The organism is Puia sp., assembly GCF_036500295.1.
Lineage (GTDB): Bacteria > Bacteroidota > Bacteroidia > Chitinophagales > Chitinophagaceae > Puia.
The window spans coordinates 110,922-126,400 of sequence record NZ_DASYCH010000005.1 but is presented as its reverse complement, the minus strand read 5'-3'; the positions used below and the strand labels follow the sequence as shown (position 1 = coordinate 126,400).

Genomic DNA, 15,479 nt, shown 5'->3' with positions numbered 1-15,479 from the left:
ACAATACTTTTTAAAGTCAAACAATAAAAAATATCGGCAAAAATATGGTTTATGCAATATCTTTGCACTATGTCTCGACATACAGTCAACCGGCGCGTGTTTTATCTCAGTATCCAGGTCATCGCCAACGCCATCATCATCGGAATAGTAGCTAAAGTTCTTGTTTATCTCATCGACGGTATCACTAATCTCGCATTTTATGGCCGTCTTTCCTTCGAAAATACCTCCCCGGCCGGCAATCAGCTGGGACTTCTCGTGATCGCCGTCCCCATTATCGGCGCGGTAGGGGTAGGACTCATGGCCCGCTTCGGCTCAAAAGCCATCGGCGGCCACGGCATCCCCGAAGCAATGGAAAAGATCATTCTCGCGGAAAGCCGCATCCCTCCCGCACTCACCTTCTTAAAACCCCTGTCGGCGGCCATCTCCATCGGCACCGGTGGTCCTTTTGGCGCGGAAGGCCCCATCATCGCAACGGGTGGCGCCTTTGGCTCGCTCACGGGCCAGTGGATACATATTTCCGCCTCCGAACGAAAGATCGTCCTGGCCGCGGGCGCCTGCGCCGGTATGGCCGCCATCTTCGGCAGCCCCCTGGCAGCCGTCCTGCTCGCAGTGGAATTATTATTGTTTGAATTCTCCCCCCGCAGCATCATCCCCGTCGCCCTGGCCTGCGTCACCGGCGCGGGTATGCACTTCCTGCTCTTTGGTCATCAGCCCGTTTTTTCCATGCCCTCCATCCCGGCAGCCTCCAATGGCGCCCTGGCCATCTATGTCCTCCTCGGCGCCGTGGTCGGCGTCGTCGCGACAGGAGTGTCCCACTCTATCTATTGGATAGAAGATACCTTCGAAAAATTACCCATCCACTGGATGTGGTGGCCTGCCATCGGTGCCGTCGCCATCGGCGTCATCGGTTATTTCGCCCCGCATACCATGGGCGTGGGATATGACAACATCCAACGCCTGCTCACCGGCTCCACCCCCCTGAAAGTGGTCTTCTTCCTCTGCGTGCTGAAATACCTGTCCTGGTCGATCAGCCTCGGCAGCGGCACCTCCGGCGGGACCCTCGCACCGCTGTTCACCATCGGCGGCGCCCTCGGCGCCCTCCTGGGTACTGTCATCCTCAACTGGTTCCCGGATTCGGGTATCAATATCCCCACGGCCGCGCTCATCGGCATGGCCGCCATGTTCGCCGGCGCCTCACGGGCCTGGCTCACCTCCATCGTCTTCGCACTCGAAACCACCGGCCAGATAAACGGTCTCCTGCCCCTGCTCGGCGGCTGCGTCGCCGCCTACTTCGTCTCCTTCTTCCTGATGAAAGGGACCATCATGACCGAAAAGATCCTGCGCCGCGGCGTAAAGACCCCCGATGCCTATGAACCCGACATCCTCAGGAATGTCGCCGTACGACACCTGATCGTCCCGGTTAGCTCCGACGCCGTTTCGGAATATTACATCAACGCATCCGAAGACGCCGGCATGGCCGCCGAACTGATGGGGAAATATACCATCGATAGCCTCCTCGTAAAAGATGGGGAAAGGGTCATCGGGACCGTCACGGCCCGCGCCTTGCTGGATTACTACAGCCGCCAACGGCAAAAAGAGATCCAATACGATTCTCCGAACCGGACAAAACGCATACTCGTCCAGGGAAGGAAATTATTACGTCACTCTAAAATAATGGGTATATGAATAACAAAGACTTCTTTAAAGCTATGATGACCGGCCTCTTTATCGGCATCATCGACACGGTCATCTGCCTCGCCTACAACATCGGCTATCGCGACAAGACAGGTTACATTCCATCGGAGATCATCAACGTCTCCTCCCTGATCTTCGCCATCAACATCCTGCTGACAGCCCTCGGCATCATCTATTATTTTTTCATCCGCTATATCCGCAATGGGGACACCATCTACTTCATCGTTTTTTTGGCGCTTACCGCCTGGCTGACGTTTAAGACGGTGTCGGCCGTTCGCTTTGGCGATCCGCGCCTGGACAGCGGCTGGCATGGACTGATGGGCGGCGTCCTCCTCATCGTAGGTCTTAGCGCCTCCTGCATCCCCTTCTTCTACCGGAGCAGGAAGTTCCAGGACGCCGTGATCTAACGATCCAACTTTTTCAAGGCCTTCGACAGGTCGACCCCCTTTCCAAGCACCGGCTTAAAGAGATCACCCATTTCTTTAAGCCGGTCGCTCATGGTCCGGATCGTAAAGTCCTGCATCCGCAATCCCTTCTTCACCTCCTCCCAACGCAGCGGCGCAGACACCGTAGCCCCCGGCTTGGGCCGCACCGAATAAGGCGCCGCGATCGTCGCCTGCGGCCGGTTCTGTAAGAAGTCGAGATACATCTTCCCCTTCCGCGCCGACACCGTCCGCTCGATCGAAGTAAAAGCAGGGATCTCACCATTCACCCGCTGCACAACCACCCGCGCAAATTCCTTCGACTCCTCGTAGCTGTATTTGGCCCCCAGCGGGAAATAGACATGGATACCCGTCGAACCCGAGGTCTTGCAATAACACTCGATCCCCGCCGCATCCAGCACCTTCCTCGTCACCTGCGCCGCCTCGATCACCTGGTCAAACGGCGTCTTCTTGTCAGGATCGAGATCGATGATACACCAGTCCGGATTATCCGGCGCTTTCACCCGGCTGCTCCAGGGATTCAACTCGATACACCCAAGCGAGATCATATACAACAGACTGGCCTCATCCGTACAGACCAAAAATTCCTTGTCCTCCTTATCGCCTTCCGCATGATAGGGAAACGTCTCGATCCAGTCCGGAACCTTTCCACTCACATTCTTCTGATAAAAACTGGGGCCGGTGATCCCATTGGGATGCCGGTTCAATGACTGTGGCCGGTCCTTCAGATAGGGCAGAATATAAGGCGCCACCTGGTAATAATAGTTCAACAGGTCGCGCTTCGTATATTTCTCCTTCGGCCAGAATATCTTGCTGAGATTCGTAAAGGACAGCTCATGCCCGTTGACGCTCCGCACCTGCGACTCATCCGTCGGATTCAAAAGCGTCTTCCGCTCACCCTTCTTCACCGGCTTCAATATCGCATCCGCCACCGGCTTTCTCGCTTTCTTCGCCGGGGCCTTCACCTTCGAACCTTTCTTCCCCGCAACATCTCCATCCACGATGGCCTCGGTCGCAGCCGCCTCTTCCCGCACCACCTGCTTCGCCGGCTTATCCTCCCGCATCCCCTCAAATGAAGGATGCCGCATCACCCCATCCTCCGTCATCTCCCGAAACGAAACCTCGCACACCAGCTTCGGCTTCAACCAGGTCGCTTTCGCATCCGGCGGTTCCGGCCGGAACCTCGAAGGTTTATTGATATCGGGCACCACCGAGAAAGGCGACTCCTTCTGCTCCAGCGGCCTAAACTGCTTTATCATCTCCTTCTGCAACTTGTCCGTAAACCCCGTACCGATCTTCCCGGTATATTGCAGCTTCCCCCTTTCAAAAACCCCCACTAACAGGCTGCTGAACTGCTTCACCGTCCCCTCGTTCCGCGTATATCCGCCGATGACCACCTCCTGCCGCATCGTCGTTTTTATCTTTAGCCATTCCCGCGTCCTGACCCCCGGGCTATAAATACTATCCATCCGCTTGGCAATGATCCCCTCGAGCCCCATCTTCTGCGCCGCCGCAAAGAACTTCGTTCCGCTGGTGTCGAAACTTTCGCTGTATCGGACCAGGCCCTCTTCCGGGACAAGACCCTCGAGCAGTTTGCGCCGTTCGCTAAGCGGTAACCCCGTCAGGTCCTTCCCCTCCAGCCACAGCAGGTCGAATACATAATAGATCAACTCCCCATCGGCCTCACTGCGCCAATTTTGCAGCGCATTGAAGTTGGATTGTCCCTTCTCATTCAACACCACGATCTCCCCATCCAACACCGCGCTGACCCCCCATTCCTTCAACGCTTCATATACCGGGTAATACTTCTCAAATGATTTGTTGTTGCGGCTCCGTATCTCCACCTTTCCCTTCTTCAGATAGGCCAGCGCCCGGTACCCATCCCACTTGATCTCATACGACCACCCCTCCTCATCAAACGCCTTGTCCACAAGCGTCGCCAGCATCGGCGACACATCCCCCGGCATCGCCGCTTTCCGCCCTTCAGCCGGCGCCGCCGCTTTCACCGCAACCGTCGTTCGATCCTTCTGCTTCCCGCCGGCAAGGGTCTTCCGCCCCCCTGGTCGCGCCGCACCCTTCTTCGCGGGCTTATCGCTAACCCACTCCTTCGCCTTCGGGTCTTTCGCAATCTGCTCCAGCGTCTTCTTCGACACCACCGACTTATCCTTGTCCGTCACCGGCTTCTCCGATGCATACCGGTCCCGGTGCTTGATCATCAGCCAACTGTTCTCCCCCCTTCCCTTCGTCCGCACCAACGCAAACTCCCCCTTCAGCTTCTTCCCCTCAAGCCGGAACTTCAGCGACCCCTCCCGCAACCCCTTCAGCAAGGCCTTCTCCTGCGCCGCCTTCGACCCATTCGTCTCTTCAAGCGACCCATACGACCCCTCATCCCAGACCATGACAGTCCCGGCGCCATAATTCCCCTCGGGGATAATCCCCTCAAAATCTTTGTAATCAAATGGATGATCCTCTACCATCATCGCCAGCCGCTTGTCGGCGGGATTCAGCGACGGCCCCTTCGGGATCGCCCAACTCTTGAGCACCCCATTCATCTCCAGCCGGAAATCATAGTGCAGCCGGGAAGCTGCATGCTTCTGTACCACAAATTGCAAGCCCTTCCCCAAAGGCTTCCCGCCCTGGGGCTCCGGCGTGGCCGTAAATTTGCGCTTTTGTTTGTATTCTCGTAGTGGCATACCTTCACAACGGCAAACGGCTTGCCAGCACGCAAAAACTACCAGCCATGACATCAAATAAAAGTAAATCGACAGGAAAAGACCCCATCCGCTCAGCGGAAGAAGAGGCCGAAAAAGACATTCTTAACGACCCCGAACTCAGCGACAACGACCCCACCGACGATCTCGACGAAGCCGAACTCGCTCAACTCGACAACTCCGACGAAGAAGCTTTTGACGAACTCGAGAAAAAGCGCCCCGCCCCAAAACATCACTCCGGCAAAGGCAAGGAAAAATAGAACACCGACCCCTTACCCGGCTCACTCTCCACCCAGATATCGCCGCCATGCCGCTGCACGATCTCGTGTGCGATATACAGCCCGATCCCCAGGCCGCCAACGACATACTCCGATGACACCACCCGGTAATACCGGTCAAAAATACTTTCCAGGTACTGCTGCTCAATGCCGATACCCCAATCCCGCACCGCAACGACAACCCGCTGCTCTTCTTTCTTCACGCAAAGCGCTATCCGGTCCGCAACCGGTGAATACTTAATGGCATTGGTCAAAAAATTAATGACCACCTGCTCTATCTTCACCCCATCCGCCGTGATAACGATGTCATCGGCCGGCAACTGCAGCTCTATCCGGTGACTGGAATAAATCTGATGAACCATATCCACACTCTCCCGGATCAACGGCAGCAAAAAACAGGTCGTCATATTGTACTCCAACCGCCCCGCCTGGATCTTCGTGACATCCAGCAGATCGGTCACCAGCCGGTTCAGCTTGTTCACCTGCCGCAATGCCTTTTCGATAAAGCTCTTCCCCACCGCCTCCGAAGAAGGCTCCCCCAGCAGTTGTAAATATCCTTTGATCGTGGTGATCGGCGTCCGAAGTTCATGCCCCGCCACCCCGATGAACTCATCCTTCCGCATATTCAGTTGCTGAATCGCTTCATACAACCTGGCATTCTCGATGGCGACCCCCGCCTGCAACGTAATACTGCTCAACAGCTTTTCATGCTCTTCAGTGAATATCGCCGGCCGCGAATGCCCCAGGAAAAGCCCCCCGATCGTTTCACCGCCAGGCGAATTGACCGGCACCGCCAGATAGCTAACTACCGGAAGATGTCCCTCCGGCATCCCGCTAAACGGCGCATTCTGACCATGCCGTGGTTCCTTGGTGATATCATCGCTGCGAAAAATGCCTTCGCCGCTGAAGGTCCCGTCGAAAACGGCCGTGCTCCGTGGCATCCCCAGGTGTTCAAACGCTTCCCGCGATGCGCCCGCCAGCGTATAGAGCATATACGCCTCACCCTCGGGCTCGATCCGGTTGTAAAAGAAAGCCCCCAACTCCGCACCCGTTAGCTGGGTGGCGATATCCGTCACCTTTTGTAAAGTGGTTTGCAGATCGAGCTGCGCCGATAGCGCCGTGCTCACCGAAAGCAGCAATTCCTGCGTCTGCGCATGCTCCTTCAACTCCTTCATCGCCTGCAACTGCTCCGAGATATCCCGCGCGATCTTCGAAGCTCCGATGATCGTGCCGTCGCTGCTTAGGATAGGGGAGACAGTGATCGACACCGGGATAAGCCGTCCATCCTTCCCCTGGCGCACCGTCTGAAAAGGAAGCACCCGCAGCCCGTGCCGGATACGATCGATGATCATATCCTCCTCGGACAGATGATCCTCGGGGATCAGGATGGAAATATGCTTTCCCATGACCTCCGCCTCGGTGTAACCGAACATCTGTTCGGCGCCCCGGTTCCAACTCGTGATCATTCCCTGAAGGGTCTTGCTGATAATGGCATCCTCTGAAGAATCGACAATAGCCGCGAGCATGGCCTGCTTCTTCTCCAGCTCCTGTCTTCCGGATTCGTCGGTATAGGCGGGTTTCGGCATGATTAGCAAAAATGAACAAAATCCAACTAAAACTAAAACAAAGTACCCAAAAACGGTCAATTCCACCCATTAAAATTCTCCCCGTCTGGCGTGGTAATTGCAAAATGGCAACAATAACCCCCTATATTTGCGACGCTCAAAAAAGCTCACTCGTCAATGCCGTTACTTGAAAAGCAGCTCATCGTAAAACGCAGTACCCTCAAGGGCGCCGGAAAAGGCCTCTTCACGACAAAGGACATCCCCAAGGGCAAAAAGATCGTGGAATACAAAGGGAAGATCGTAACATGGAAGGAAGTGGACAGCCGCGCTGGACTCAACGGATATATTTACTATGTCACCCGCGATCATGTGATCGACGCCTGGCCCGCAAAGGATGCCCTGGCCCGTTATGCCAACGATGCAAAAGGGATCGTCCGAACCGATGGACTTAACAATAACTGCACCTATCGCATCGAAGGTCTCCGCGTGTTCATCTATTCAATGAAGAATATTCCCGCCGGCAGCGAACTCCTCGTCGGCTACGGCAAGGAATACTGGGATATCATAAAGGAGAACCTGGGCGTAAAATAACTCATCGCCCAAGCAATGCCTTGGCCCGCGCTACCACGTTCCCGGGCGTAAACCCAAATTCTTTAAACAGATCACCCGCCGGTGCCGATTCCCCGAATCGCGTCATCCCGAGAACATCCCCCTCATCGGTGACATACCGGTGCCAGCCCATCGGTGACGCCGCCTCAACGGCCAGCCGCTTCTTCAACCCCTTCGGAAAGATCCGCTGCTTATAGTTGTCGTCCTGTTTCTCGAACAACTCCCATGACGGCATACTCACGACCCGCGCGGCGATGCCATTCTCATTCAGTTTCTGTTGCGCCTGCAACACCAGCTCCACTTCCGACCCCGATGCCATCAGGATCAGCTCCGGCGCCCGTTCCGGTTCCGAAAGAATATACGCTCCCTTGCTGGCATCTCCCGTTGTCTTATACCCGCCCGTTTCGATGATGGCCACATTCTGTCTTGTCAGTACGATCGCCACCGGACCGCCGGTATGTTGCAACGCCGACTTCCAGGCCTGCGCGGTCTCATTGGCATCCGCCGGGCGAAGCACCATCATATTCGGGATAGCCCGCAACGCCGCCAGCTGCTCCACCGGCTGATGCGTAGTTCCATCCTCTCCAAGTCCGATGCTGTCATGCGTATAGACGAATATGGGGCGTATTTTCATGATCGCCGCCAGCCGGATCGGCGGCCGCATATAATCCGAAAAGATCAGGAAGGTCGCACCAAAGGGAATGATCCCCTTGGTCACCGCCATCCCGTTGAGGATCGCACCCATCGAATGCTCCCGCACCCCGAAATGAAAATTCCTGCCGCCATAGTCATCCGGCTGGAACGACGCATACTCTTTTAAATGGGTCTCGGTACTCGGCGCCAGATCGGCGGAGCCTCCGATCAGTCCCGGCAGGGAAGCCGCGATGTTGTTCAGCACCTTGCCCGATGCCACCCGCGTCGACAGCTTCCCCTCCTTCCCATCGGTCGTTCGGAAGGAAGGTATCTTCTTCTCCCATCCCGTGGGCAGCTTCCCCTCCAGGGCCAGTTCATATTCCCCCGCCAGTTCCGGGAACTCTTTCTTATATCCTTCGAACAATTTATTCCATTCCTCTTCCATCCCCATGCCCCGCTCCCCGGCCGCGCGATAATACTCCAGCACCTTGCCCGGAACTACAAAAGATTCCTCCGGGTCAAAGCCAAAAAACTTTTTCACCAGCTTCACCTCTTCCACCCCAAGCGGCGAACCATGCGCCGCCGCTGTATCCACCTTGTTCGGACTGCCATAAGCGATATGTGTCCGCACCCGGATCAGCGAAGGCCGGCCGGTCTCCTGTTTCGCCGCCGTTATCGCCCGGTCCAGCGCCGCGAGATCGTTCCCATCCTCCACCGCCTGCACATGCCAGCCATAGGCTTCGAAACGCTTGCCTACGTCTTCCTGGAAAGTGATGTTGGTATTGCCTTCGATGGAGATATGATTGTCGTCGTAGAGGTAGACGACATTCCCAAGACGCAGGTGACCGGCGATCGATGCCGCCTCACCGCTGATCCCCTCCATCATATCCCCGTCGCTGCAGATGGCATAGATGGTATAGTTGAAAAGTTCGAACCCCGGCTTGTTGAACCGTGCCGCCAGATGCTTTTGTGCAATGGCTAACCCGATGCCGTTGGCAAACCCCTGCCCAAGCGGCCCGGTCGTCACCTCGATACCGGGTGTCAACCCATACTCGGGATGTCCCGGCGTCTTGCTATGCAGCTGCCGGAATTGTTTTATATCCTCCAGACTCAGGTCATAACCCGTCAGATAAAGAAAACTGTATTGCAACATACAGGCGTGACCCGCGGACAACACAAAACGGTCCCTGTTCGGCCATCCCGGGTCCTTGGGGTCATAGCGCAGGTGCTTTCCCCATAAGAGATGACCCATGGGCGCCGTGGCCATCGGAGTACCCGGATGACCCGAATTGGCTTTCTGCACGGCGTCGGCGGACAATACCCTCACCGTATCGATACACAGTTGTTCAAGGTTGTCGGTGTCGGCTGCTGGCTCTTTGGCTAAGATAGTGGTGGGCATAACTATTGATTTGCTTCATCCCGTAAAACTCAATTTCTATGCCGCTTCAGGAGCTTATCATCAACACGATCAATAAGCGTGGCCCTATTTCCTTCCACGATTTTATGGAAATGGCGCTTTACTATCCCGTACAGGGGTATTACGCCGCCCCCCGCGACAAGATCGGCGAGGCAGGCGATTTCTACACCAGCCCCTATCTGACCGACCTGTTCGGGGAAATGATCGCCGGGCAGCTGGAAGAAATGTGGCGGATCCTCGACCGCCGGCCCTTTACGATCGTGGAATGCGGCGCCGGCACCGGCCTCCTCTGCCGCGATATCCTCCGTCACCTGAAGAACAACAGGGAGTTATTCGAACATCTGACCTATATGATCATCGAAAAAAGCGAATGGATGCGCCAAAAAGAACAGACCCTCCTCGCCGGCGAAGATTTCCTGCCCATGGTTCGCTGGGTCGCCTCCCTTCGCGACCTGCCACATATCCATGGCTGCATCCTTTCGAACGAACTGGTAGACAATTTCGCAGTTCATCAGGTCGTAATGACCGGGCAGCTGATGGAGGTCTTCGTCACCTATGACAATGGTTTCAAAGAGATCCTCGAACCCGCCTCCCCCTCGCTAAACGCCTATCTGCAGGAGTTTCAGGTCACGCTCCCCGAAGGCGCCCGCGCGGAGATCAACCTCGAAGCCACCGAATGGATCCGCGACGCCGCAGCCGCCCTCTCCTCCGGCTTCGTCCTCACCATCGACTACGGCCATTGCGCCGCCGATCTCTACAGCCGGCGGACCGGCACGCTGGCCTGCTACCACCGCCACCAGGTCGGCCATTGCCCCTACGACCATATCGGCGAACAGGATATCACCACCCACGTCAACTTCTCCGCCCTCGACCGCTGGGGCAGCCGCCACGGCCTCGAATACTGCGGCTACACCAGCCAGACCCGCTTCCTTCAGGGCCTCGGCCTCACCTCCCGCCTCCATCATCTCGGCATCTCCGCTCCCCAACTCCGCATCCTCTTCGACATGAGCTCCCGGTTCAAAGTCCTCATCCAACGCAAAAACCTCCACCGTGTCTTCCTCTCCGGCCTCCAATTCTCCGAATCCCTCGCCTAAGCCTCCGCCGCCATCCGGTCGCACGCCTCCAACTGACACATCTGCTCCACAAACTTCCCATCCAATTGCATCATACTCACCGTCGTCTGACACATAAAAGCACACTCCTGATCCAGTCGGATACAGGCCCGCAACGCATGTATGTCCTTCTCCTCCAAACAGGCATCCGCACATTGATGACACATCGCCGCGCAGTACACACACGCATCGATACATACCCGATATTTTGCGTAAGGCATAAAAATGATTTTTGAGGATAAAAAACGCAAAGATTTTTTTCCAAAATATTATGCCACAGGACGAAAATCATAACTTTATTATTCCAAACCTTAACCTTATGGATACCCAACAACACTTCGACCATATCCGGCAACTCATCCGCCGCGGCCAAAATAAAGCACTGCAACTCGTCAATACAGAACAACTTATCATCTATTGGCAGATTGGCGCATACATCCATGCCCGTTTACAAACCTCGGAATGGGGCGAAAAGACGGTTGAGCAACTTGCCGCCTGGCTTAAGGAAAAGGAACCCATTTTAAAAGGATTTGATAAACGCTCCCTTTATCGAATCAAAGAGTTTTATTCTGTATGGCATACTGTAGACTGGGCCGAGCTTTCCTCTTCCAAAACGCAAAATATTCATAATCAATACACTAAATTTGTGGTGACACTGTCACCACAATTTATAAATTTCCCCCATATCTTATCCTCCCTCACCTGGAGCCACCATATCGAACTCCTTAGCCAAACCAAAACCGTCGAAGAAAAAGTCTTCTACCTCCTCCTCGCAGTCCGCGAGCAATACTCCGTCCGTGACCTAAGACGTCAAATCCGTTCCGGCCTCTACGAACGCCAAAAGCTAAGTAACAAACAACTGGCCGGCAACGCCCATCCCAGCGCCGCCATCATTCCCAAGATTTTCCGCGACAAATACATTTTCGAATTCCTCGACCTTCCCGACCCTTACACCGAAACCGATCTTCAAAAAGGTCTCGTTCGCCGGCTCAAACAATTCGTCCTTGAACTGGGAAAGGACTTTATCTTTATGGGAGAACAGCATCGTACCCAGGTCGGTATGCAGGATTTCTTTCTCGACCTTCTCTTCTTTCACCGGGAATTACAATGTCTCGTCGCCTTTGAATTAAAAACAACCGTCTTTCAACCCGAATATTTGGGCAAACTGAACTTCTACCTCGAAGCCCTGGATCGGGAAGTAAAAAAGCCACACGAAAACCCTTCCATCGGCGTCCTCCTTTGCACCGCAAAAGACAAAGAAGTCGTCGAATTTGCCCTAAGCAGAAACGTTAGTCCATCCCTTGTTGCAGAAGATGAAACAAAGCTGATTGACAAGGGTTTGTTGCGGCGCATGTTGCAGGAATGGGCAGACGATATCGCCTCGGCCGCATAGAAGTTCTCCTCCGGGCCCGATATTTGCAAAATTCTCCTCAAAGCCTGAACTTGAGCTATCAACCCATCGAAAATTACGGCATCGTCGGCAACCTCCATACCATCGCCCTCATTGGCCTCAACGGTTCCGTCGACTACATGTGCTTCCCTCACTTCGACTCCCCCAGCGTCTTCGCCCGCCTCCTCGACGATAAAAAGGGTGGCTACTACTGCATATCGCCGGAATTCGATCAGATGAAGCAAAAACAACTCTATCTCCCCGACACGAATGTCTTGCTCACCCGCTTCCTCTCAGCCGATGGGGTAGGGGAGATCACCGACTTCATGCCCGTCGGTCTCAAAGAAGAAAGAAAACTCATCCGTCGCGTCACCACCATCCGGGGCAAGGTGACCTATAAACTCACCTGCGCACCCCGCTTCGACTACGCCCGGGACGAGCATAAAGCACGGCAGACCGGCCCCAACGAGATCGTCTTCCACGCCGACGGCCCCAACGGTCTCGACGTTCGCCTGAAAGCCGATGTTCCCCTGCAGGTCCGCGACAACGACGCAACCGGCGAATTTACCCTCGCCGCCGGCGAGATCGCAAATTTCATCATCGAAAACGCCGACAACGAGAACCTCCCGCCCGACCAACTGAACGAAAAGGTGATCAAACTGATGATCACCACCATCAACTACTGGAAAGACTGGGTCTCCCGATCCACCTACAAAGGCCGTTGGCGCGAAACCGTCAACCGGTCGGCCCTCGTCCTGAAACTGCTCTCCTCCGCCGAATACGGCTCCATCATCGCCGCCCCCACCTTCGGACTCCCCGAAACCGTCGGCGGAAAACGCAACTGGGACTATCGCTACACCTGGATCAGAGACGCCTCCTTCACCGTCTACTCCTTCATCCGCCTCGGCTATACAAAAGAAGCCGGCGCGTTCATGGGGTGGATCGAAAAACTTTGCCGCGATATAAAAGGTCAGGAACGCCTTGGCATCATGTATTCCATCGACGGTAATCGCCAACTGGAAGAACATATCCTCGACAACTTCGAAGGCTACAAGGGAAGCGCACCGGTCCGCGTCGGCAACGACGCATACGGCCAGCTGCAACTGGACATCTATGGCGAGCTCATGGATTCCGTATATTTGTTCAACAAGTACGGTGAACCCATTTCCTATGATTTCTGGAAGAACCTCGAACAACAGATCGAATGGCTAAGCCGCAATTGGGATCAACCCGATGACGGCATCTGGGAAGTAAGAGGTGGTAGACAGAAATTCCTGTTCTCCCGTCTCGCCTGTTGGGTGGCGATGGACAGGGCCATGAAGATCGCGCAGGCCCGCTCCTTCCCCCGTAACGGCATCTGGAAAGAACAACGCGACAAGATCTATGACAGCATCTTCAAAGATTTCTGGGACGAGAAAAAACAGGCCTTTATGCAATATCCGGGTTCTGAAACAGTCGACGCAAGCTGCCTGCTGATGCCTTTATTCCGTTTTATCAGCCCCAAAGACCCGCGCTTCCTGTCGACCTTGAAAAGAGTGGAAGACGAACTGGTCACCGACTCCCTGGTCTACCGTTATCGCCCCGAGATCGCCGCACCCGACGGCTTTTCCAGCAGAGAAGGAACTTTCTCCATGTGCACGTTCTGGTACGTGGAATGCCTCTCCAGGTCGGGTCAACTGGAGAAGGCCCGGTTCTACTTCGAAAAGATGCTGGGCTATGCCAATCACCTCGGCCTGTATTCCGAACAACTCGGTTTCGAAGGCGAACACCTCGGCAACTTTCCGCAAGCATTTACCCATCTCGGCCTGATCAGCGCCGCCCTGAACCTGGACCAGCAATTTGATGACAACCGCAACAAGAACATTAACCTCGACGAGATCTGACTATTCAAATGGCATCCACCCCCAACCTCGCGCAAAAGACTAAATCCGCCCGGAAGGAAAAACCCTCCGGCCTTCGGCGGCTGCTGAAGAACCTCGGCCCGGGCCTCATCACCGGTGCCAGCGACGACGACCCATCCGGCATCATCACCTACACCCAGGCCGGCTCGCAATTCGGACTCGCAACGCTGTGGACAGCCTTGATCACCTTCCCGTTGATGGCGGCTATGCAGGGAATGGCCGCCCGCATCGGCCTGGTCACCAGCCAGGGTCTGACCGGCACCCTTCGGACCCACTACCCGAAATGGCTGCTTTTCTTCGTCCTGCTGTTCTGCTTTCCCGCCGTGATCCTCAATATCGGCGCAGATATTCAGGGTATGGGCGCGGTAACCAACCTCCTCTTCCCGGCTATCCCCGCCTTCGCGGCCAGCATCTTCTTCACCGCACTCCTCCTGGTCATCATCATCCGCTATCCCTATCAGAAGGTGGCCGGCATCCTCAAATGGCTCTGTATCGGTCTGCTCCTTTACCTGATCGTCCCCTTCCTGGTTCATCCGCACTGGCCCCAGGTCGCCCGAAGCACGTTCATCCCGACCCTTCATTGGAATAAAGATTTCCTCAGCATCCTCGTCGCCATTCTCGGTACCACCATCTCCCCCTATCTCTTCTTCTGGCAGGCGACCATGGAAGTGGAAGACCAGCAGCATAAGCGCGCCCGCAAACGGCGCATCTTCGTAGACAAAAAAGCCCTGGATAACATGCGCAGCGATGTCAACATCGGAATGTTCTTCTCCAACCTGGTGATGTTCTTCGTCATCCTGACGGCCGGCACCGTGCTGTTTGCCGCCGGTAAGAATAAGGTCGACACCATCGAACAGGCCGCACAGGCCCTGAAACCGCTGGCCGGCAACGCCAGTTATGTCCTCTTTGCCGTAGGGGTCATCGGCACCGGGCTGCTAGCCATCCCCGTACTCGCCGGCAGCCTGTCCTATATGCTGGCGGAAACCCTCCAGTTCTCGATGGGCCTGGATAAAAAATTCAACGAGGCCCGACGATTCTATACAGTGATCATCGTCAGCCTCGTTGCCGGTCTCTGCATGCAATTCTTCGGCCTTTCACCGGTAAAAGCCCTCCTCTATACCGCGATACTCTATGGCCTCACCTCACCCATCCTCATCGCGGTGATCCTCCATATCGGAAACAACAAGAAGATCATGGGGGAACACACCAATACGCGGTTCTCCAATATCCTCGGGTTCCTGACCCTGATCCTCATGACCGTCTCTGCCGTCGCGCTCCTCTACTTCTCCTTCTTTTCGTGATCGGCCCGCAAGAAACCAGGCCTTCCATGGCACAACAATTTCAGCCATAACCCAAAACAACCCCACCATGCAAAAGACAACCACACCGGATACCATGACCACCTCCTCAGAAATACTGGAGATCCTCAGAAAAAAACACATGGACAAAGAATTCCGATGGACGCCGAAAGGCTTCACCACCGACAACGGCAAAACCTACCGGCCCGAAGAACTCCTGATCGTCCGTACCTTCCGCTTCGAAGGCCAAAGCGATCCCTCCGATATGGAGATATTATATGTCCTCAAGACCAACGACGGGCTCTTTGGCTACAGCCTGGATGCCTACGGCGCCTACAGCAGCCATGACAATGAATATGGGTATAATAATTTCATCCGGCAGATCCCGCAGGCCGGCCACGAAGAACAGCTCCTGTTTACCCTGTGA

At 55.3% G+C, this 15,479-nt stretch carries 13 protein-coding genes; 9 read left to right on the top strand and 4 right to left on the bottom strand.

From position 1 onward, the window contains the following. Positions 1 to 69: 69 nt before the first annotated feature. Both VGM48_RS03080 and VGM48_RS03075 read left to right on the top strand, forming a co-directional pair. On the top strand, positions 70 to 1,686 hold the full coding sequence (locus VGM48_RS03080; protein ID WP_331576246.1) for a chloride channel protein: 1,617 nt from the start codon (positions 70 to 72) through the stop codon (positions 1,684 to 1,686). Then, positions 1,683 to 2,102, top strand: coding sequence for a hypothetical protein (locus tag VGM48_RS03075; protein WP_331576245.1), 420 nt, complete (start codon positions 1,683 to 1,685; stop codon positions 2,100 to 2,102). Before VGM48_RS03080 ends, VGM48_RS03075 begins: the two co-directional genes overlap by 4 nt. On the opposite strand, the gene ligD is transcribed toward VGM48_RS03075, so the two are convergent. After that, positions 2,099 to 4,831: a DNA ligase D gene (gene ligD / locus VGM48_RS03070; RefSeq protein WP_331576244.1), complete on the bottom strand. Its 2,733-nt coding sequence runs from the start codon at positions 4,829 to 4,831 to the stop codon at positions 2,099 to 2,101. The two genes, VGM48_RS03075 and ligD, sit on opposite strands and share 4 nt — an antisense overlap. Positions 4,832 to 4,878: 47 nt before the next feature. Here ligD and VGM48_RS03065 point away from each other — a divergent pair, with 47 nt between their 5' ends. Continuing rightward, positions 4,879 to 5,109, top strand: coding sequence for a hypothetical protein (locus tag VGM48_RS03065; RefSeq protein ID WP_331576243.1), 231 nt, complete (start codon positions 4,879 to 4,881; stop codon positions 5,107 to 5,109). Here the strand turns inward: VGM48_RS03065 and VGM48_RS03060 are convergent. Continuing rightward, the gene (locus VGM48_RS03060) at positions 5,082 to 6,713 is read right to left on the bottom strand and encodes a PAS domain S-box protein (RefSeq protein WP_331576242.1); all 1,632 of its coding nucleotides are present in this window, start codon (positions 6,711 to 6,713) and stop codon (positions 5,082 to 5,084) included. The genes VGM48_RS03065 and VGM48_RS03060 overlap by 28 nt on opposite strands. Positions 6,714 to 6,869: 156 nt before the next feature. Here VGM48_RS03060 and VGM48_RS03055 point away from each other — a divergent pair, with 156 nt between their 5' ends. Next, on the top strand, positions 6,870 to 7,283 hold the full coding sequence (locus VGM48_RS03055) for an SET domain-containing protein (protein WP_331576241.1): 414 nt from the start codon (positions 6,870 to 6,872) through the stop codon (positions 7,281 to 7,283). 1 nt (position 7,284) lies between these two features. On the opposite strand, the gene tkt is transcribed toward VGM48_RS03055, so the two are convergent. Continuing rightward, positions 7,285 to 9,333, bottom strand: coding sequence for a transketolase (tkt, locus tag VGM48_RS03050; protein WP_331576240.1), 2,049 nt, complete (start codon positions 9,331 to 9,333; stop codon positions 7,285 to 7,287). 38 nt (positions 9,334 to 9,371) lie between these two features. Between tkt and VGM48_RS03045 the strand changes: the two genes are divergently transcribed. Then, the gene (locus tag VGM48_RS03045) at positions 9,372 to 10,445 is read left to right on the top strand and encodes a class I SAM-dependent methyltransferase (RefSeq protein WP_331576239.1); all 1,074 of its coding nucleotides are present in this window, start codon (positions 9,372 to 9,374) and stop codon (positions 10,443 to 10,445) included. Here the strand turns inward: VGM48_RS03045 and VGM48_RS03040 are convergent. Further along, positions 10,442 to 10,684, bottom strand: coding sequence for a hypothetical protein (locus VGM48_RS03040; protein WP_331576238.1), 243 nt, complete (start codon positions 10,682 to 10,684; stop codon positions 10,442 to 10,444). The two genes, VGM48_RS03045 and VGM48_RS03040, sit on opposite strands and share 4 nt — an antisense overlap. Positions 10,685 to 10,734: 50 nt before the next feature. On the opposite strand from VGM48_RS03040, the gene VGM48_RS03035 reads away from it, so the two are divergent. The 4 genes from VGM48_RS03035 to VGM48_RS03020 all read left to right on the top strand — a co-directional run bounded on the left by VGM48_RS03035 (position 10,735) and on the right by VGM48_RS03020 (position 15,479). Then, positions 10,735 to 11,856, top strand: a complete 1,122-nt coding sequence (locus VGM48_RS03035) for a PDDEXK nuclease domain-containing protein (RefSeq protein ID WP_331576237.1) — start codon at positions 10,735 to 10,737, stop codon at positions 11,854 to 11,856. A gap of 50 nt (positions 11,857 to 11,906) precedes the next feature. Further along, positions 11,907 to 13,736, top strand: a complete 1,830-nt coding sequence (locus VGM48_RS03030) for a glycoside hydrolase family 15 protein (protein ID WP_331576236.1) — start codon at positions 11,907 to 11,909, stop codon at positions 13,734 to 13,736. Between the two features lie 8 nt (positions 13,737 to 13,744). After that, entirely contained in the window at positions 13,745 to 15,055 is a 1,311-nt protein-coding gene (locus VGM48_RS03025; protein ID WP_331576235.1) for an Nramp family divalent metal transporter, read from the top strand. 67 nt (positions 15,056 to 15,122) lie between these two features. Further along, on the top strand, positions 15,123 to 15,479 hold the full coding sequence (locus VGM48_RS03020; protein WP_331576234.1) for a hypothetical protein: 357 nt from the start codon (positions 15,123 to 15,125) through the stop codon (positions 15,477 to 15,479).

Excerpts from the sequence above, each read along its gene's own strand:
- VGM48_RS03055 (WP_331576241.1), top strand. The coding sequence starts at position 6,870 with ATGCCGTTACTTGAAAAGCAGCTCATCGTAAAACGCAGTACCCTCAAG.
- VGM48_RS03075 (WP_331576245.1), top strand. The coding sequence starts at position 1,683 with ATGAATAACAAAGACTTCTTTAAAGCTATGATGACCGGCCTCTTTATC.
- VGM48_RS03060 (WP_331576242.1), bottom strand. The coding sequence starts at position 6,713 with ATGCCGAAACCCGCCTATACCGACGAATCCGGAAGACAGGAGCTGGAG.
- VGM48_RS03035 (WP_331576237.1), top strand. The coding sequence starts at position 10,735 with ATGCCACAGGACGAAAATCATAACTTTATTATTCCAAACCTTAACCTT.
- VGM48_RS03025 (WP_331576235.1), top strand. The coding sequence starts at position 13,745 with ATGGCATCCACCCCCAACCTCGCGCAAAAGACTAAATCCGCCCGGAAG.
- ligD (WP_331576244.1), bottom strand. The coding sequence starts at position 4,831 with ATGCCACTACGAGAATACAAACAAAAGCGCAAATTTACGGCCACGCCG.
- VGM48_RS03080 (WP_331576246.1), top strand. The coding sequence starts at position 70 with ATGTCTCGACATACAGTCAACCGGCGCGTGTTTTATCTCAGTATCCAG.
- VGM48_RS03040 (WP_331576238.1), bottom strand. The coding sequence starts at position 10,684 with ATGCCTTACGCAAAATATCGGGTATGTATCGATGCGTGTGTGTACTGC.
- VGM48_RS03065 (WP_331576243.1), top strand. The coding sequence starts at position 4,879 with ATGACATCAAATAAAAGTAAATCGACAGGAAAAGACCCCATCCGCTCA.
- VGM48_RS03020 (WP_331576234.1), top strand. The coding sequence starts at position 15,123 with ATGCAAAAGACAACCACACCGGATACCATGACCACCTCCTCAGAAATA.
- tkt (WP_331576240.1), bottom strand. The coding sequence starts at position 9,333 with ATGCCCACCACTATCTTAGCCAAAGAGCCAGCAGCCGACACCGACAAC.
- VGM48_RS03045 (WP_331576239.1), top strand. The coding sequence starts at position 9,372 with ATGCCGCTTCAGGAGCTTATCATCAACACGATCAATAAGCGTGGCCCT.